19 protein-coding genes are annotated in these 17147 nt (G+C 65.3%); 15 read left to right on the top strand and 4 right to left on the bottom strand.

Features of this window, described 5'->3' with window-relative positions:
• The first annotated feature begins 13 nt into the window (after nt 1–13).
• Entirely contained in the window at nt 14–1195 is a 1182-nt protein-coding gene (locus ACEN9Q_RS15520) for a hypothetical protein (protein WP_495625200.1), read from the top strand.
• Here the strand turns inward: ACEN9Q_RS15520 and ACEN9Q_RS15515 are convergent.
• From ACEN9Q_RS15515 to kynU, 4 genes are read right to left on the bottom strand one after another with little or no spacing between them, the layout of a single operon-like run.
• Nucleotides 1192–2301, bottom strand: a complete 1110-nt coding sequence (locus ACEN9Q_RS15515; RefSeq protein WP_495625199.1) for an acyltransferase family protein — start codon at nt 2299–2301, stop codon at nt 1192–1194. The two genes, ACEN9Q_RS15520 and ACEN9Q_RS15515, sit on opposite strands and share 4 nt — an antisense overlap.
• Before the next feature lie 16 nt (nt 2302–2317).
• Complete coding sequence (locus tag ACEN9Q_RS15510) at nt 2318–2863, bottom strand: RBBP9/YdeN family alpha/beta hydrolase (protein WP_495625198.1); 546 nt, start codon at nt 2861–2863, stop codon at nt 2318–2320.
• Between the two features lie 46 nt (nt 2864–2909).
• Nucleotides 2910–3749, bottom strand: a complete 840-nt coding sequence (gene kynA, locus ACEN9Q_RS15505) for a tryptophan 2,3-dioxygenase (RefSeq protein ID WP_056436289.1) — start codon at nt 3747–3749, stop codon at nt 2910–2912.
• A gap of 9 nt (nt 3750–3758) precedes the next feature.
• On the bottom strand, nt 3759–5033 hold the full coding sequence (kynU, locus tag ACEN9Q_RS15500; protein WP_495625197.1) for a kynureninase: 1275 nt from the start codon (nt 5031–5033) through the stop codon (nt 3759–3761).
• Nucleotides 5034–5709: 676 nt separating this feature from the next.
• Between kynU and flhD the strand changes: the two genes are divergently transcribed.
• The 14 genes from flhD to cheZ all read left to right on the top strand — a co-directional run bounded on the left by flhD (nt 5710) and on the right by cheZ (nt 17136).
• On the top strand, nt 5710–6027 hold the full coding sequence (gene flhD, locus ACEN9Q_RS15495; protein ID WP_056436282.1) for a flagellar transcriptional regulator FlhD: 318 nt from the start codon (nt 5710–5712) through the stop codon (nt 6025–6027).
• Between the two features lie 52 nt (nt 6028–6079).
• Nucleotides 6080–6625 (top strand): flagellar transcriptional regulator FlhC, encoded by a 546-nt coding sequence (gene flhC, locus ACEN9Q_RS15490; RefSeq protein ID WP_056436279.1) that lies wholly within the window; start codon nt 6080–6082, stop codon nt 6623–6625.
• Nucleotides 6626–6689: 64 nt separating this feature from the next.
• Nucleotides 6690–7463, top strand: coding sequence for a class I SAM-dependent methyltransferase (locus ACEN9Q_RS15485; protein WP_495625196.1), 774 nt, complete (start codon nt 6690–6692; stop codon nt 7461–7463).
• A gap of 134 nt (nt 7464–7597) precedes the next feature.
• On the top strand, nt 7598–8458 hold the full coding sequence (gene motA / locus ACEN9Q_RS15480) for a flagellar motor stator protein MotA (protein WP_495625195.1): 861 nt from the start codon (nt 7598–7600) through the stop codon (nt 8456–8458).
• A gap of 36 nt (nt 8459–8494) precedes the next feature.
• Complete coding sequence (gene motB / locus ACEN9Q_RS15475) at nt 8495–9496, top strand: flagellar motor protein MotB (RefSeq protein ID WP_056436270.1); 1002 nt, start codon at nt 8495–8497, stop codon at nt 9494–9496.
• A 25-nt stretch (nt 9497–9521) separates the two neighbouring features.
• Nucleotides 9522–10073: a chemotaxis protein gene (locus ACEN9Q_RS15470; RefSeq protein WP_495625194.1), complete on the top strand. Its 552-nt coding sequence runs from the start codon at nt 9522–9524 to the stop codon at nt 10071–10073.
• A 106-nt stretch (nt 10074–10179) separates the two neighbouring features.
• Nucleotides 10180–10545, top strand: a complete 366-nt coding sequence (locus tag ACEN9Q_RS15465) for a response regulator (RefSeq protein WP_036230353.1) — start codon at nt 10180–10182, stop codon at nt 10543–10545.
• A 46-nt stretch (nt 10546–10591) separates the two neighbouring features.
• Nucleotides 10592–12754: a chemotaxis protein CheA gene (gene cheA / locus ACEN9Q_RS15460; protein ID WP_495625193.1), complete on the top strand. Its 2163-nt coding sequence runs from the start codon at nt 10592–10594 to the stop codon at nt 12752–12754.
• A gap of 40 nt (nt 12755–12794) precedes the next feature.
• On the top strand, nt 12795–13292 hold the full coding sequence (locus tag ACEN9Q_RS15455; RefSeq protein WP_056436261.1) for a chemotaxis protein CheW: 498 nt from the start codon (nt 12795–12797) through the stop codon (nt 13290–13292).
• A 64-nt stretch (nt 13293–13356) separates the two neighbouring features.
• Nucleotides 13357–14223, top strand: a complete 867-nt coding sequence (locus ACEN9Q_RS15450; protein ID WP_056436258.1) for a CheR family methyltransferase — start codon at nt 13357–13359, stop codon at nt 14221–14223.
• A 17-nt stretch (nt 14224–14240) separates the two neighbouring features.
• Complete coding sequence (cheD, locus tag ACEN9Q_RS15445) at nt 14241–14840, top strand: chemoreceptor glutamine deamidase CheD (RefSeq protein ID WP_056436255.1); 600 nt, start codon at nt 14241–14243, stop codon at nt 14838–14840.
• 15 nt (nt 14841–14855) lie between these two features.
• Nucleotides 14856–15944 carry a protein-glutamate methylesterase/protein-glutamine glutaminase gene (locus tag ACEN9Q_RS15440; RefSeq protein WP_495625192.1) on the top strand — a complete coding sequence of 363 codons (1089 nt, stop codon included), beginning with the start codon at nt 14856–14858 and terminating at the stop codon, nt 15942–15944.
• Between the two features lie 166 nt (nt 15945–16110).
• Complete coding sequence (cheY, locus tag ACEN9Q_RS15435; protein WP_036230336.1) at nt 16111–16506, top strand: chemotaxis response regulator CheY; 396 nt, start codon at nt 16111–16113, stop codon at nt 16504–16506.
• Nucleotides 16507–17136, top strand: a complete 630-nt coding sequence (gene cheZ / locus ACEN9Q_RS15430; protein ID WP_056436248.1) for a protein phosphatase CheZ — start codon at nt 16507–16509, stop codon at nt 17134–17136.
• Nucleotides 17137–17147: the final 11 nt, after the last annotated feature.

Raw genomic sequence — 17147 nt, 5'->3', positions numbered from 1 at the left:
TGAAAGGAAAACGATGCCAAGCGCCTTGAACTTTATCTGCAGCATGGTCCTGGTGTTCTTCGTGTTCTCCGTTCTCGTCAGTACCGTGACCGAAGTCTTCAACACCGCCCATAACCGTCGCGGGAAATGCCTGTGGGCCGGCATCGACAGGCTGCTGGGGACGGAGGAGATCGGCCTCGAACTGGCGCGGCTGTTGCGCGCGCACCCGGCCATCGCGTCGTTGGCGAGCAACGACGCCGACAAGGCGTCCTACTTGCCGTCGCCGGTATTCGCGTCCGCCCTGGTCGACGTGTTGATCGGCATGATGAAATCCAGGGTGACGCAGTCGCCGTACGGCATCGGCGAGGCCATCGCCGCGCTCCCGGGTACGGAGCGTATCGGCGGCGTGCTGCGCTTCCTGTGGCGCCAGGCGAATGGCGATGCCGCCGCGTTCGAGCGCAACCTGGCGGCCTATTTCGACCAGTTGATGGACCGGGTGTCGGGCTGGTACAAGCGCGGTGCGCAGCGGCGCTGCTTCCTTGCCGGACTCCTGTGCGCCGTCGTCCTCAACATCGACGCCGTGCACGTGGCGCGCGCCCTGTGGAACGAGCCGCACCTGGCGGAACAGGTCGCCGGCGACGGGCAGCGCGTCCTCGTCAGCTATCAACCGAACCAGCCGCCGGGAACGCCGCCCGACCGGGCCGTGTCCGCCGTCGGTCACGGGCTCGCCGCCGAGCTCCCGATCGGCTGGCCGGCGCGCTGGTACCGGAACATGGTCCACCCCACGGGCCTTGACCTCGCCGCCGAAATGATGTGGACAGCCATCGGCTTCCTCGTGATGGCTTGCGCCTGCCTCGTCGGGGCGCCGCTGTGGTTCCAGCTGTTGGGCACCTTGTTGCCCCTCAGGCTGGCGGGACCCGTGCCCGATCGCGTCACGCCCGTCGCGCCCGCGGCCCCGGCCTACCCTGGCGCACCGGCGGCCCAGGCGCCGCAGGTCGTCGCCAATGTCCGCCAGGGGCCCCTGAACTTCGTCGAGGAGCGGATCGTCGCGAACGGAAAGGTCAAGGCGCTGCAGCAGGCGCTCGGCGTCGGGCAGACCGGCGAGTTCGACGTGGACACGCGCGGCGCCATCGTGCGCGAACAGGCCGCGCGGGGATTCGCCAGGACGGGGCAGGTGACGACCGCGCTTCTGCAGGGACTGGGCGTCGACGCTTAGTTCGGCTTCATGCCCATCCGCGTCCCGAGCGCGAGCCCGGCCTCCAGGGCGCGCCGCAACCCGCGCTGCAGCGCTTCGGTGACCGGATTCAACGCCAGCGCCACCACGGCGATCGCGATACCGATGGCGACGATCTCATGCGCCGCCCCGCGCTCGATCGGCAGCACCGACTGCCACAGCCCGATCACGATGCCGTGCGACAGATACAGCGTGAACGTGTGCCCGGCCAGGAAGCGGATGGGCCGCGCCAGGCGCAGCACGACGTCGAACCGGGCCTGGCGCGCGCACGCGAAATTCAGCAGCACGAGCCCCATCACGGCGTAGTCGGCCAGCACCCGGTCGGCGCTGCCCATGCGGATGTGCGCGAACGGCCACAGGCCCTGTGCGACGCCGCGCAGCCAGGGCTCCGGATCAAGCCAGCCCCACAGCCCGATGAGGACCATGCTCAGCGCCCAGCCCGCCCGCGCGGGGCCCGGACCGAACGTCAGCCGGCCCTGCAGGCGGTACAGCGCGACGCCGGCCAGCCACACGGGCAACAGGAGCCACAGCCGCGGGCCGACGAGGGCGAGGACGGCGCCGGCCGCGAGCCAGCGGCGCCGGCCGGGGACGAAGTGAACGACGCCGAACAGCACGTAGTACCACGCTTCGTAATCGAGCGACCAGTACGGGATCAGCCAGGGCGGACGTTCGACGAAGTGCCAGACGTCGCCCAGGAAGGCCAGGTGGAACGGGATGTACAGCCAGGGGCGGCGCAGTTCATAGCCGTCTTCGACCGGCATGTGCAGCATGTCGTGCACGCATGTCGCGAGGATGAACGACAGCGCCAGCACCGGCAGCACGACGGAAAACAGGCGCGCCGCACGGGCGATGAAGTAGCTGCGCGCCGTGAGGTTCTTGTGTTCCGCGCTGTAGGCGATGACGAAGCCGGACAGCACGAAGAACGTGATCACGGCCTCGCGCCCGAAATCGGGAATGCGGGCGATTTGAACGTCGTCGAAGATGCGGAAGTAGCCGAAGTGCGCCACCACGACGGCCAGCGCGGCGCAGGCGCGCGCGAGGTCGAGGTAGAGGGAAAAGCGCGCGTCGAGCGCGCGGGGCGGCGTCATCGTGCCGTCCGGGCGTTCAGGGGTTCAGGTCGCGGCAGAATTCGTCGAGCAGCGCCAGGCCCTCCGGCCACGGGCCGTAGCCGCTGCCGCCGTTGATGTGGCCCGCCGGACCGATCTCCACCAGCTTGCTGCCCCACGCCCGGGCGAACGCGCGGGCGCGTTCCGGCGCCACGTATTCGTCGTTGCTGCTGGCGACGACGAGCGACGGGAACGGCAGCGGTGCGAGCGGGATGGGCTGGAAGCCGTTGGCGGCGATCGGGTAGGACGGCGCTTCGACGTCGCTGGGCGCGACGAGGAAGGCGCCGGCCACTTTCAGCTTCGACCCGGAATGCGCCCACTGCGCCACGAGCATGCACGCGAGGCTGTGCGCCACGAGGATCGGCCGGCCCTCGCAGTCGGCGATGGCGGCATCCAGTTCGGCCACCCACTCGGCGCAATCCGGATCGTTCCAGTCGCGGTGCGGCACGCGGGTCCAGCACGGGTGCCGCTGTTCCCAGTGGGTCTGCCAGTGCTGCGGGCCGGAGTTCCACAGGCCGGCGAGGGTCAGGATGTCACAGTTCATGGTCGCTCCAGTATGCTCGTGCCGCCGATTGTACGATGGCGCGGCGTTACAGCGCCGTGCGCAGCGCAAACAGCTCCGGGAACAGCACGACGTCCAGCATCTTGCGCAGGTAGCTGACGCCGGCCGTACCGCCCGTGCCGGTCTTGAAGCCGATGATGCGCTCCACCGTCGACACGTGGCGGAAGCGCCAGAAGCGGAAGGCCGTCTCCAGGTCGACGAGCTTCTCGGCCAGTTCGTACAGGGCCCAGTGGTGCTCGGGGTCGCGGTACACCTCGAGCCACGCGGCCATCACGGAATCGTCGTGGGCGGTCGGCTGCGTCGGATCGGCGTCCAGCCGGCCCTGCGCGATGGCCAGGCCCGAGCGCGCCAGCAGGCGCACGGCTTCGTCGTAGATCGACGGCGCCCGCAGCTCGCGTTCGAGGAGGTCATGGTGCTCGGGCGACGTCTTGTGCACGGCCAGCATGGCGGCGTTCTTGTTCCCGAGGATGAATTCGAGTTCGCGGTACTGGAACGACTGGAAGCCCGACGACGACGCCAGGTAAGGGCGGATCGCGCTGTATTCCGGCGGCGTCATCGTGGCCAGCACGTCCCACGCGTGCACCAGTTGGTCCATGATGCGCGCCACCCGCGCCAGCATCTTGAAGGCGGGCGGCAGGTCGTCGGCGCGGACGTGGGCGCGCACGGCCTGCAGTTCGTGCAGCATCAGCTTGATCCACAACTCGCTCGTCTGGTGCTGGATGATGAACAGCATCTCGTTGTGGTTCGGCGAGAGCGGGTGCTGGGCCGACAGGATCCGGTCCAGCCCCAGGTAGTCGCCGTAGCTCATGCTGCGGCTGAAATCCATCTGCGCCCCGTGCCACTTCGGGTCGGTCTTGTCGTCGTCCATATGCCCTCCTCAGGTCACGGCGGTGCGCGCGGCGCGGGTGTCGTAGGCCTCGGCGTCGAGGATGTCGCGCAGTATTTCCACGGCGTCCCACACGTCCGCGAAGCGCGTGTACAGCGGCGTGAAGCCGAAGCGCATGATCGCCGGTTCGCGATAGTCGCCGATGACGCCGCGCGCGATCAGCGCCTGCACCACCGCATAGCCGTGCGGATGCGTGAAGCTCACCTGGCTGCCGCGCTGCGCATGCGCGCGCGGCGTGACGAGGCCCAGCGGATGCGCGGCGCAGCGCGACTCCGCAAGCGCGATGAACAGGTCGGTGAGGGCGAGCGACTTGGCGCGCAGGGCCGTCATGTTCGTCGCTTCGAAGATCTCCAGCCCGCATTCGACGAGCGCCAGCGACACCACCGGCTGCGTGCCGCACAGCGCGCGCCCGATGCCCTCGGCGGCCTCGAAGCCGTGCGCCATCGCGAACGGCGCCGCGTGGCTCCACCAGCCGGTGAGCGGATGGCGGAACGCGGCCTGGTGCCGCCGCGGCACCCAGATGAAGGCCGGGGCGCCGGGGCCGCCGTTCAGGTATTTATAGGTGCAACCGACGGCGAAGTCGGCATCGGCGCCGTTCAGGTCCAGCGGGACGGCGCCGGCGGAATGGGCGAGGTCCCACACGGCCAGCGCGCCGCGCGCATGCGCGAGGGCGGTCAGCGCCGCCATGTCGTGCTGGCGGCCGGTGCGGTAGTTCACGTGCGTGAGCATCAGCACGGCGCAGTCGGCGTCGATGGCGGCATCCAGCTCTTCCGGCGAATCGACCAGGCGCACGCGGTAGCCGCGGTCCAGCCAGCGGGCGAGACCGTCCGCCATATAGATATCGGTGGGGAAGTTGCTGCGCTCCGTGACAAGAACCTTGCGGACGGGGTCGCGCCCGGCCTGGATCGCCAGCGCGGCGGCGAGCGCCTTGAACAGGTTCAGCGACGTCGTGTCCGTGACGACCACTTCGCCGGCCCCGGCGCCGATGAGCGGGGCGATGCGGTCGCCCAGCCGGCCGGGCAGCGCGAACCAGCCGGCCGTGTTCCAGCTGCGGATCAGTCCCTGTCCCCATTCCTGGGCGACGACGTCGCGCGCGCGCTCGAGCGCCGCGCGCGGGCGGGCGCCCAGCGAATTGCCGTCCAGGTAGATGACGCCTTCGGGCAGGTCGAAGCGTTCGCGCAGCGGGGCGAGCGGATCGGACGCGTCCAGGGCGAGGCAGGCGGCGCGCGTGGCGGCGCCGGCGATGTCGTACGTGGCAGTGTTCATGCGGCCACCTTGGTGGGGCCGGCAGCCGAGATCGTCGGGCTGATGTCCCAGGGGGTTGGAGCGGGCATGTGGTTTCCTGAAGGGTAGAGGAGCGGGAAGTGTAGCAAAATTGCATCGAACTGCGGCGGCCGAAAAATTTTCAAAAAATTGTCGGGGCACCCTAAAGTTCTCCAAAAGCCGTCCGATAACCTGACCAGATGACCGGGATCGGGTCTTGAAATTTTTTTTTGCAGGAACCCTAAAGTTTCGCAAAAGGCATCCGATAACCCATACAGACGACCGGAATCGGATCGAAAAAAAGTTTGTCGAAACCCTAAAGTTCGGCAAAGACCGACCGATAACGAGTCTGAAGGGGATGCTGGAAAACAAAAAAATTTTCTTGCGGCACCCTAAAGTTCCCGAAATTGTTGACGTAAACCAACACAGCAATAAGTAGTTCGTTGCGTCACCGGGCTGCAAAACGCCCCGTAGTTACATCTCGCCTTCCGCCCCTTTTCATAGGGGCGCGACCACGATCCGGCAGGGTTTGTCAGACAAACTCCTACGGGTCGCTCTCGTCTTTGCCGGACGAAAAATACAGACACTCTCCAATACACTAAAAGTTTCCTCACGGTCAGAATCTATCTCAACGGCAACACACAACGCCTCACAGATACGATCAACCGGAGAGATGGAAATGACTGCGAACGACATGATGGCTGAAATTCGTGATGCGAACCTGAGCTACCTGATGCTGGCACAGCAGATGATCCGCGCAGACAAGGTCACCGCAATTTTCCGCCTCGGCATCTCGGCCGACATCGCCGACCTGATCGAAGGCATGAGCAACGCCCAGATCCTGAAACTCGCCGGCGGCAACATGATGCTGGCCCGCTTCCGCTTCGACGACGCCGCCATCCTCGGCATGCTGACGAGCCACACCAAGGACCGCGCCCTGGCCCAGTCGCACGCCGCGATCCTGATGGCCGGCCAGCCCGCCGAAGAAATCGCGTAAGAGAACCCCGGTTCTCAGCCCGTCAAGTCAATCGCAAGTCACGGAGAGCAGCATGACCAAGAAAAGCGTCGTCTCGGAAGCACAGGAAATCCAGCTGGCCATCGAACTGATCCAGCTCGGCGCCCGTCTCCAGCTGCTGGAAAGCGAAGTCTCCCTGTCGCGCGAGCGCCTGATCAAGCTGTACAAGGAACTCAAGGGCGTGTCGCCGCCGAAGGGCATGCTGCCGTTCTCGACCGACTGGTTCCTGACCTGGCAACCGAACATCCACGCTTCGCTGTACATCAACATCTATAAATTCCTGGTCGAATACGCCGGCGCCACGGGCGTCCAGGCCGTGATGAAGGCCTACAAGCTGTATCTCGAACAGATGCCGCCGGCGCCCGGCGAAGAGCCGCTGCTGTCGCTGACCCGTGCCTGGACCCTCGTGCGCTTCTTCCAGGGCAATATGCTCGTGCTGGCGCCGTGCGGCAAATGCCAGGGCAAGTACGTCGTCAACGCGCTCGACCTGAACAACGATTACCAGTGCGGCCTGTGCCACATGCCTTCGCGCGCCGGCAAGACCCGCAAGGCCAAGGACGCCGCGCTCGCCGCCGCCTGAGTTTTTCGGCCGGGCCGTTTCGCTCCTCCGTGATCTCCCGTTTCGTTCCCGCGCGGGGCAGGCCATGAATGCGCCCGCCCCGCGTTCTGTTTTCGGCGCGCCGTCCGTGCGTGCGCTGCTGGCCCAGGCCGGCGCCTTTCCACTCACCCTGATCTGCGTCTGGCTGCTGGCCCGCGTGGGCATGCCCATGTCGTGGGAAGCCGTCGCGCTGATCCAGGGGGCATTGGCCGCGCTGCTGGCCTGGCGCCTCGGACTCGCCGTCTGGTGGCGCGCCATCGAACTCGCGTTTCCCTCCGGCGTGCTGCTCGCGCGCGGGCTCGACCTGCCCCCGACCCTGTTTCTTGCGCTGTTCGTGCTGTTCCTGCTCGTGTACTGGTCCACGTTCCGCACCCAGGTGCCGTATTACCCGTCCGGGCGTGGTGCCTGGGATGCCGTGGCGGACGTGTTGCCGGCCGACCGTGCGTGCGCCGTCGCCGACGTGGGCAGCGGCCTGGGCGGCCTTGTGCTCGACCTGGCGCGGCGCCGGCCCGATTGCCGGGTGGACGGCATCGAACTGGCGCCGCTGCCGTGGTTCGTCAGCCGGCTGCGCGCGACACTGTCCGGCAGCCGCGCGCGCTTCGTGCGCGGCGACTACGAATCGTTGAATTTTGGTCACTATGACGTCGTGTTCGCCTATCTGTCGCCGGCCGCGATGGCCGCGCTCTGGCGCAAGGCCGAGAGTGAAATGCGGCCCGGCGGCATCCTGTTGAGTTATGAATTCGACATTCCCGGGAGAATGCCCGACCGTCGCATTGTGACGACTAACAGTAAGAAAATTCTCTATCTTTGGCAATTTTGACGGTCATCGGGGCACTTTTACTTGCCCGTGGGCCATTCTCAAGCTAATCTAGTTCCCTACGTAAATATTTCTCTTTGGATTCATCAACTTGGATCCAAACCGGGCCAGTCCCGGATTCACGCATCGGGAGTCCCGTGTTTGTCATTGTTGGTTACGTTGTAGTGCTCGCCGCCGTGTTCGGCGGCTTCGCGATGAACGGCGGTCACCTGGCGGCGCTGTGGCAGCCGCTCGAGCTCGTCATGATCGGCGGTGCCGCACTGGGCGCATTCTTCGTCGGTAACAACCCGAAGGCCGTGAAGGCGACGCTGGGCGCGCTGCCCACGCTGTTCAAGGGTTCCAAGTACACGCGCGAGATGTACATGGAACTGATGTCGCTGCTGTTCGACGTGCTGTCGAAGGTGAGGAAAGAGGGCCTGATGTCGATCGAAGGCGACATCGAGGCGCCCGAGCAGAGCCCCGTGTTTTCGAAGTACCCGGCGGTGCTGGCGGACCATCACATTGTCGAATTCATTACCGATTACCTGCGCTTGATGGTTTCGGGCAACATGGACGCGTTCCAGATCGAGAACCTGATGGACAATGAGATCGAGACCCACCATCATGAGGGTGCGGTCCCGGCACATTGCATTGCCAAGCTGGGCGACGGCCTGCCGGCGTTCGGTATCGTGGCGGCCGTGATGGGCGTCGTGCACACCATGGAATCCGTGGGCCTGCCGCCGGCCGAGCTGGGCATCCTGATCGCGCACGCGCTGGTCGGCACGTTCCTCGGCATCCTGCTGGCCTACGGCTTCATCGGCCCGCTGTCCAGCCTGCTCGAACAGAAGCTGGAGGAGTCGACGAAGATGTTCCAGACCGTGAAAGTGACGCTGCTGGCCAGCCTGAACGGTTATGCGCCGGCGCTGGCCGTCGAATTCGGCCGCAAGGTGCTGTACTCGACCGAACGTCCGACCTTCGCCGAACTCGAGGACCATATCAAGAAAGCCAAGAACAAGTAATGGTGCGTAATATCCACATCAGCGCGGGAGTGCGGCATGGCTGACGAAGGCCAGCGGCCGATCATCGTCAAGCGCGTCAGGAAGGGCGGCCATGGACACCATGGCGGCGCCTGGAAGATCGCGTACGCCGACTTCGTGACGGCGATGATGGCATTCTTCCTGCTCATGTGGCTGCTCGGCTCGACGACCAAGGGCGACATGGAAGGCATCGCCAACTATTTCAAGACGCCCCTCAAGGTCGCCATGCAGGGCGGCACGGGCGCCGGCAGCACCAATTCGATCCTGCAGGGCGGCGGCAAGGACCTGACGCGCCGCAACGGCCAGGTCAAGAACGGCGACATCGAGCGCAACAAGAAATCGATCGACCTGAAATCCGCGCGCGAAGCCCTCGAGAAAGAGGAAGCGGCGCGCCTGGAAGAGCTCAAGCAACGCATCGAACAGACGATCGACGCCAATCCGCTGCTGCGCAAGTACAAGAACCAGCTGCTGCTCGACGTGACGAGCGAAGGCCTGCGCATCCAGATCGTCGACGAAAAGAACCGGCCGATGTTCGCGTCCGCGAGCGCCCAGCTGCAGCCATACACGCGCGACATCCTCGACGTGCTGGGCCTCGTGCTGAACGACGTGCCGAACCGCATCGGCCTGTCGGGGCATACGGATTCCACGCCATATTCGACGCCCGAGGGTTATACGAACTGGGAACTGTCGGCCGACCGCGCCAATGCCTCGCGCCGCGAACTGGTGCACGGCGGGCTGGGCGATGCGAAGATCCTGCGCGTGGTGGGCCTCGGCTCGGCCGTCCACCTCGACCGCGACGACCCGTTCAACCCGATCAACCGACGCATCAGTATCCTGGTCATGAATAAACGTACCGAGAACGCCGTGCTGCACGACGGCACGCCCCTGGATGTGCCGGGCGAGAGCGCGGACGCGGCGGTGAAAGCGGTCGCCGAGGCGACGGGTGCCGGGGTGGCGGCACCCGTCGAAAAGGGTGGTGGTTTGGCGCAGCCGGCGGCGACGCCGGCGGGAAAAAAATAACGGGCGGGATGTTCTGGAGGATTCCATGACGACAAGAAAAAAGATTCTCGGGTCACACGTCAAGCGCCTCTTGTCGGGCGTGTCCGACCATGGCCGGCGCCACCTGTCCGAAGTCGAGACCGACCTGGTGCAGACGACGTTGTTGCTGGAGGAAGCCGTCGAGAAGCTGACGAGCAGCTTCATGGCGATCCACCACGTGGTCGATTCGCGCCAGGAGGCGATCAACCGCCTGCTGGCCGGCCAGGCGCCGACGGCGGAGGAGAGTGCCTGCCTGACCGGCATGTCGGGCGAGATCGCCGGCCATGTGAACGCGGCGGTGACGAGCATGCAGTTCCAGGACATGACGAGCCAGCTGCTCGATCGCACGCTGCGCCGGGTGACCGGCCTGCGCGATTTCCTGACCACGCTGTCCGAGCACGGTGACGATATCCTGCCGGAGAGCGACGGCGAGGAGATCGTCGAACGCCTCGGCAAGGTCAGCATGGCGCTGGCGATCCAGTCGCTGGAGCTGCGCAGCATGTTGCGCAAGTCGGTCGAGCAGCGCCACCTTGAAAGCGGCGACGTCGAATTGTTTTAATTCATGGGGTCGGAGCCGGGTGTTCCAGGTGGGCTCCGACCCCGTCTGACCAGATATACGAGTAGCCGGTACAACGGCAAACGGAAAAAACAGCAGGAGCATAAAGATGGCAAAAACTATTCTCGCAGTCGACGATTCCAGTTCCCTGCGCCAGATGGTGGCTTTCAGCCTGAAGGCCGCCGGCTACCAGGTGGTGGAAGCCGTCGACGGACAGGATGGCCTGGAGAAGGCGAAGCTGCAGACCGTCGACCTGGTCCTGACCGACCAGAACATGCCCAAGATGGACGGGCTCACCCTGATCAAGTCGCTGCGCGGCCTGCCGGGCTACCAGAAGACGCCGATCCTCATGCTCACGACCGAATCGTCCGAAGACATGAAGACGAAGGGCCGCGCGGCCGGCGCCAATGGCTGGCTGGTGAAGCCGTTCGACCCGCAGCGCCTGATCGAGGTGGTCAAGAAAGTCATCGGCTGAGCGGCCCCCGGGCCGCCGCGCCGTTCGTACCAGACGGATATTCAACATGACCATCGACATCAGCCAGTTTTACAAGGTCTTTTTCGACGAAGCGGAAGAGCTGCTCGCCGAAAAGGAGCGTCTGCTGCTGGCCGTCGATATCGATTCGCCGGACCCGGAAGACCTGAACGCGATCTTCCGCACCGCCCATTCGATCAAGGGCGGGGCGTCGACCTTCGGCCTGACCGACATGAGCGAAGTGACGCACGTGCTCGAGTCCCTGCTTGACCGCATCCGCAAGGGCGAGATGGCACTGACGGCCCAGCACGTGGACGCCTTCCTGGCCGCCAAGGACATCCTCAAGATGCAGCTCGACGGCCACCGCAACGGTGCGGACGTCGACCAGGAAGCCGTCGCCAACGTGCGCATGATGCTGCACGACCTGTCCGAAGGCGTGATCGTGCCGACGCACCAGCCGACCGTGCCCTCGTTCCTGCACGCCGAACAGAAACAGCAGATCACCGACGGCGCGCACCGCTACAAGATCGAGCTGCCCGACCTCGCCAAGCGCGACGTCGACGCGCTCGTGGACGAGCTCGGCCTCCTGGGCCGCGTGTCCGTCGTGCCGCTCGCGGCGGGGCGCACGGCGCTGATCATCATGACGCACGAGAGCCTGGACGACATCATCGCCATCTGCTCCTTCGTGCTCGACCCGACCGATCTCAAGATCTTCGAGGCGCCCCCGCTCACGCCCGAGCAGCGCGCGCGCGAGGCGGCGGAACGCGCCCGCATCGAGGAGGAGCAGGGCTACGGCTTCTTCGACCCGGCCGACCCGCTCGACGCGGCCGCGGACGAGGCGTCCGAGGACGAAATCGGCTACGGCTTCTTCCAGCCGATCGAACAGATCCGCCGCGAGGCCGGCATCGTGGCCGAGGCGCCGCCGCCGGCGCCGGTGCGGCCGGAGCCGCTCGAGGTCACCGAAGTGGCGGCGGAAAAGAAGGCGGCCAAGAAGGCCGGTGAAGGCGCCCACGCGCAGGGCGGCGAATCGTCGTCGATCCGCGTGTCGATCGAAAAGGTCGACCAGCTGATCAACCTCGTCGGTGAACTCGTGATCACGCAGGCCATGATCGAGCAGCGCAGCTCCGGCCTCGATCCGATGCTGCACCAGCGCCTGCTGGCGTCGGTGTCTCAGCTGACGCGCAACACGCGCGACCTGCAGGAAGCCGTCATGTCGATCCGCATGATGCCGATGGACTTCGTGTTCTCGCGCTTCCCGCGCATGGTGCGCGACCTGGCCGGCAAACTCGGCAAGAAGGTCGACTTCATCACGAACGGCGCCGCGACGGAACTGGACAAGGGCCTGATCGAGCGCATCGTCGACCCGCTCACGCACCTGGTCCGCAACTCGATCGACCACGGCATCGAGCTGCCCGCCGCGCGCATGGCCGCGGGCAAATCGGAATCGGGACGCCTGTTCCTGTCCGCCGCGCACCAGGGCGGCAACATCGTGATCGAAGTCGCCGACGACGGCGGCGGCCTGAATCGCGACCGGATCCTGGCCAAGGCGAAGCAGAACGGCCTGCCGGTATCGGACACCATGAGCGACGCCGACGTCTGGCAGCTGATCTTCGCACCGGGCTTCTCGACGGCGGAAATCGTCACCGACGTGTCGGGCCGCGGCGTCGGCATGGACGTCGTCAAGCGCAACATCCAGGCGCTGGGCGGCACCATCGACATCCGCTCGGCGCGCGGCTTCGGCACGACGATCCTGATCTCGCTGCCGCTGACGCTGGCGATCCTGGACGGCATGTCGATCCGCTGCGGCGACGAGATCTACATCCTGCCGCTCGGCTTCGTCGTCGAATCGCTGCAGCCCGCGCGCGCCGACGTCAAGGAAATCGCGGGGCAGGGCCGCGTCGTCAAGGTGCGGGGCGAATACCTGCCGCTGGTCCCGCTGTACCAGATGTTCAACATCGAACCGCGCATCACCGATCCGTGCGAGGGCATCCTCGTGATCCTCGAGACGGAAGGGCGCAAGGCCGCGCTGTTCGTCGACGAACTGGTCGGCCAGCAGCAGGTCGTCGTGAAGAACCTGGAAGCGAACTACCGCAAGGTGACCGGGATCTCCGGCGCCACCATCCTCGGCGATGGCGGCGTGGCGCTGATCCTGGACGTGGCCGCGCTGCTGCGCTCGTCGCGCCAGCTGTCCGACGAATCCGTCGTCTTCTGATTGATTTAACCCGTTACTTTTGCTCCGATAAGGAACCGACATGTCCACCCAACCGACGAACAAGCCGAACGATGCCCACGACGGCAGCGGCAGCGAATACCTCGCCTTCACCCTCGGGTCCGAGGAATACGGCATCGACATCCTCAAGGTGCAGGAGATCCGCGGCTACGAGGCCGTGACCCGCATCGCCAACGCGCCCGAATTCATCAAGGGCGTCATCAACCTGCGCGGCATCATCATCCCGGTGGTCGACATGCGCATCAAGTTCAACCTGGGCACGCCGACCTACGACCAGTTCACCGTCGTGATCATCCTGAACATCGGCGGCCGCATCATGGGCATGGTGGTGGACAGCGTGTCGGACGTGACCACGCTGACCCCGGACCAGATCAAGCCGGCGCCGGAGATGGGCAGCGCCTTCAACTCCGACTACCTCACCGGGCTCGGGACCGTCGACGAGCGCATGCTCATCCTGATCGACATCGACAAGCTGATGTCGTCCAGCGAGATGGGCCTGATGGACCGGTTGGCAGCTTAAAAAAACGCAGCGCGGCGCAAGGGGCAACCCGGACCGCACGCGGTCCGCAGAACTAACACAACCCATGGCTAACAACGTGCCGCCCAATACGACCAAACAGGAAACCGGCAAGGAGTTCGACTTCACGCGCGCCGATTTCGAGCGCGTGCGCGGCCTGATCTACCAGCGCGCCGGCATCTCGCTGGCCGACAGCAAGCAGGAGATGGTCTACAGCCGGCTCGCGCGCCGCCTGCGCGCCAACGGCATCGCCACGTTCGCGTCCTACCTCGACGCGCTTGAAGCGGGCCGCATGCCGGCCGAGTGGGAATCGTTCACGAACGCGCTGACGACGAACCTCACGTCGTTCTTCCGCGAAGCCCATCACTTCCCGCTGCTGGCCGAACACGCGCTCAAACGACGCGCGGGGCACGGCGGACCGCTCACGATCTGGTGCTCGGCCAGCTCCACCGGCGAAGAGCCGTATTCGATCGCCATGACCGTGTGCGAGGCGTTCGACACGCTCACGCCGCCCGTCCAGATCATCGCCACCGACATCGACACGAACGTGCTGGCCACGGCCGGCGCCGGCGTCTACCCGATCGAGCGGGTCGACAAGATGGAGCAGGCGCGCCTGCGCCGCTTTTTCCTGAAGGGGAAGGGCGCCCAGGAGGGGCTCGTGCGGGTGCGGCCCGAATTGCGCCAGCTGATCACGTTCCGCCAGCTGAACCTGCTGGCCGACGGCTGGGACCTCAAGGGCCCGTTCGACGCCATTTTCTGCCGCAACGTGATGATCTATTTCGACAAGGCCACGCAGCGCAAGATCCTCGCGCGCTTCGTCCCGCTGATGAAGCCGGAGGCCCTGCTGTTCGCCGGCCATTCCGAGAACTTCCTGTACGTCTCCGATGCGCTGCGCCTGCGCGGCAAGACGGTCTACGAACTGAACCACGGCTGACGCCCACGCACCCGATCATGGATACGAACAGCCATTTCGCCACCAACGTCTATTACGACCGCACCTTCGACTGCGACGCGGCCAAGATCCTGCCCGGCGAGTATTACTACACGGGCCGCGACATGCTGATCGTGACGGTGCTCGGCTCGTGCGTGTCGGCCTGCATCCGCGACCGCACCAAGGGCCTGGGCGGCATGAACCACTTCATGCTGCCGGACGGCGGCGATCCGGCCAACCCGGTCTCGGCCTCGATGCGCTACGGAACGTATGCGATGGAAGTGCTGATCAACGACCTGCTGAAGGCCGGCGCCCGCCGCGAGCATCTCGAAGCGAAGGTCTTCGGCGGCGGTGCCGTGCTGCGCGGTTTTTCCGCGATGAACGTGGGCGAACGCAATGCCGCGTTCGTCATCAACTTCCTCAAGACCGAGCGGATTCCCGTGCTGGCCGAGGACCTGAACGATATCTACCCGCGCAAGGTGTATTTCTTCCCGCGCACTGGCAAGGTGCTCGTCAAGAAACTGATGCAGACCCATAACGATACGCTGGCGAAACGCGAACTCGACTACGCCAGCCGCCTCAAGGTCACCCCCGTCTCGGGCGCCGTCGACCTGTTCTGACCAGAAAGGCAAAGGATGACCTTAAACCCGATTACAAAGATCAAAGTGGTGATCGTGGACGACTCCGCACTGATCCGCAGCGTGATGACCGAGATCGTCAATTCGCAGCCCGACATGGAAGTCGTCGGCGTCGCCCCCGATCCGCTCGTCGCGCGCGATCTGATCAAGCGCACGAACCCGGACGTGCTCACGCTCGACGTCGAGATGCCGAAAATGGACGGCCTCGACTTCCTCGAAAAACTCATGCGCCTGCGCCCGATGCCGGTGCTGATGGTGTCGTCGCTGACGGAGCGCGGCTCCGAGATCACGATGCGCGCGCTGGAACTGGGCGCCGTCGATTTCGTCACCAAGCCCAAGATCTCGATCCAGAGCGGCATGCGCGAGTACACCGAGCTGATCGCCGACAAGATCCGCGCCACGGCGCGCGCCCGCGTCAAGGCGCGCACGCTGCAGGCGCCTGCCGGCGGCGGCACCGTCCCGCTGCCGCAGCTGAGGAGCCCGCTGACGTCGTCGGAAAAGCTGATCATCATCGGCGCCTCGACGGGCGGCACGGAAGCCATCCGCGAATTCCTGATGCAGATGCCGTCCGACTGTCCCGGCATCCTGATCGCCCAGCACATGCCGGAAGGCTTCACGAGTTCCTTTGCGCGCCGCCTCGATTCGCTGTGCAAGATCAGCGTCCTCGAGTCCGCCGGCAACGAACGCGTCCTGCCGGGCCACGCCTACATCGCGCCCGGCCACTCGCATCTGCTGCTGACCCGCTCCGGCGCCAACTACATGACCAGGATCGAGCAGTCCGAACCGGTCAACCGCCATCGCCCGTCCGTGGACGTGCTGTTCCGTTCAGCGGCCCAGGCGGCCGGCAAGAACGCGGTCGGCGTGATCCTGACGGGCATGGGCAAGGACGGCGCACAAGGTATGCTGGAGATGAAGACCGCGGGCGCCTACAATTTCGCCCAGGATGAAGCGTCGTGCGTCGTGTTCGGCATGCCGCGCGAAGCGATCGCCATCGGTGCCGCCCACGAGGTGGCCCCGCTGACGGCACTGCCGGGCCTCGTGCTTGGCCATCTGGCCACACACGGGGGCCGGGCGTTGCGCGTTTGATCCGCATATGGTGCGTTCACCGCGGTTTTATCGCCGTAGAGCAACAAAAATGCTATGCTTCAGTTTGTATCGTAGTGCCGAACCCAACCAACACAGTGAGGCGTGCGACCGGCAAAAGGTTGAACAAAGCCTCATAATCAGAATTAGAGAAACAACGGAGTAATTCATGGCTGATCCAAAGATGCGTTTCCTGGTGGTTGACGATTTCTCGACGATGCGACGCATCGTCAAGAATCTGTTGAAAGAACTGGGTTACGGCAATGTCGACGAGGCGGAAGATGGTGTCCAGGCACTGGCCAAGCTGCGCAGCGAACAGTTCGATTTCGTCGTATCGGACTGGAACATGCCGAACATGGACGGCCTGACCATGCTGCAGAACATCCGTGCCGATCCCGCACTGGCCAAGCTGCCGGTGCTGATGGTCACCGCCGAAGCCAAGAAGGAAAACATCATCGCGGCGGCGCAGGCCGGCGCCAACGGCTACGTCGTGAAGCCGTTCACCGCGGCCACGCTGGACGAAAAGCTGAACAAGATTTTCGAAAAGATGGAAAAGGCCGCGTAAATGACCGAGTACACTGCCGACTCGACCTCGCCTGACGAGGTCCTGAGCCGGATCGGGCATATGACCCGCGCGCTGCACGAAAGCCTGCGCGGGCTCGGCCTGGACAAACTGATCGAAAAGGCGGCCAGCGACATCCCCGATGCGCGCGACCGCCTCGATTACGTGGTCCGGCTGTCCGAACAATCGGCCAAGCGTGTGCTCGATGCGACCGATGCCGCCAATCCCCTGCAGGACGGTATCGATGACCGTGCCGCCGAACTGAGCCGTTCCTGGGAGGCCCTGCTGGCCGCGCCGGGCGACGGCGCCTGGCGTGCGTTGGCCGAGCGCACGGTGGCCAGCCTGGCGGAGTCGCGCACTGCCGCCAACGCCACCAAAGGCCATCTGATGGACATCATGATGGCCCAGGACTTCCAGGACCTGACCGGCCAGGTGATCTCGCGCATCACGGGCATTGCCCAGAACCTGGAAAAGCAGCTGGTGCAGGTGCTCGTCGATTTCGCCCCCAGCGAGATCAAGCGCGAGCTCGACAATGGCTTGCTGAACGGTCCGCAGATCAATCCGGACGGCAATAGCGAAGTCGTGGCCGACCAGGGCCAGGTCGACGACCTGCTGGACAGCCTCGGTTTCTGATCCCGCGCGGC

Source organism: Massilia sp. Masssp93 (genome assembly GCF_059491295.1).
The sequence above is the reverse complement of the archived record's forward strand: the minus strand, read 5'-3'. Positions and strand labels throughout refer to the sequence as shown.

Excerpts from the sequence above, each read along its gene's own strand:
- ACEN9Q_RS15520 (WP_495625200.1), top strand. The coding sequence starts at position 14 with ATGCCAAGCGCCTTGAACTTTATCTGCAGCATGGTCCTGGTGTTCTTC.
- ACEN9Q_RS15515 (WP_495625199.1), bottom strand. The coding sequence starts at position 2,301 with ATGACGCCGCCCCGCGCGCTCGACGCGCGCTTTTCCCTCTACCTCGAC.
- ACEN9Q_RS15510 (WP_495625198.1), bottom strand. The coding sequence starts at position 2,863 with ATGAACTGTGACATCCTGACCCTCGCCGGCCTGTGGAACTCCGGCCCG.
- kynA (WP_056436289.1), bottom strand. The coding sequence starts at position 3,749 with ATGGACGACGACAAGACCGACCCGAAGTGGCACGGGGCGCAGATGGAT.
- kynU (WP_495625197.1), bottom strand. The coding sequence starts at position 5,033 with ATGAACACTGCCACGTACGACATCGCCGGCGCCGCCACGCGCGCCGCC.
- flhD (WP_056436282.1), top strand. The coding sequence starts at position 5,710 with ATGACTGCGAACGACATGATGGCTGAAATTCGTGATGCGAACCTGAGC.
- flhC (WP_056436279.1), top strand. The coding sequence starts at position 6,080 with ATGACCAAGAAAAGCGTCGTCTCGGAAGCACAGGAAATCCAGCTGGCC.
- ACEN9Q_RS15485 (WP_495625196.1), top strand. The coding sequence starts at position 6,690 with ATGAATGCGCCCGCCCCGCGTTCTGTTTTCGGCGCGCCGTCCGTGCGT.
- motB (WP_056436270.1), top strand. The coding sequence starts at position 8,495 with ATGGCTGACGAAGGCCAGCGGCCGATCATCGTCAAGCGCGTCAGGAAG.
- ACEN9Q_RS15470 (WP_495625194.1), top strand. The coding sequence starts at position 9,522 with ATGACGACAAGAAAAAAGATTCTCGGGTCACACGTCAAGCGCCTCTTG.
- ACEN9Q_RS15465 (WP_036230353.1), top strand. The coding sequence starts at position 10,180 with ATGGCAAAAACTATTCTCGCAGTCGACGATTCCAGTTCCCTGCGCCAG.
- cheA (WP_495625193.1), top strand. The coding sequence starts at position 10,592 with ATGACCATCGACATCAGCCAGTTTTACAAGGTCTTTTTCGACGAAGCG.
- ACEN9Q_RS15455 (WP_056436261.1), top strand. The coding sequence starts at position 12,795 with ATGTCCACCCAACCGACGAACAAGCCGAACGATGCCCACGACGGCAGC.
- ACEN9Q_RS15450 (WP_056436258.1), top strand. The coding sequence starts at position 13,357 with ATGGCTAACAACGTGCCGCCCAATACGACCAAACAGGAAACCGGCAAG.
- cheD (WP_056436255.1), top strand. The coding sequence starts at position 14,241 with ATGGATACGAACAGCCATTTCGCCACCAACGTCTATTACGACCGCACC.
- ACEN9Q_RS15440 (WP_495625192.1), top strand. The coding sequence starts at position 14,856 with ATGACCTTAAACCCGATTACAAAGATCAAAGTGGTGATCGTGGACGAC.
- cheY (WP_036230336.1), top strand. The coding sequence starts at position 16,111 with ATGGCTGATCCAAAGATGCGTTTCCTGGTGGTTGACGATTTCTCGACG.
- cheZ (WP_056436248.1), top strand. The coding sequence starts at position 16,507 with ATGACCGAGTACACTGCCGACTCGACCTCGCCTGACGAGGTCCTGAGC.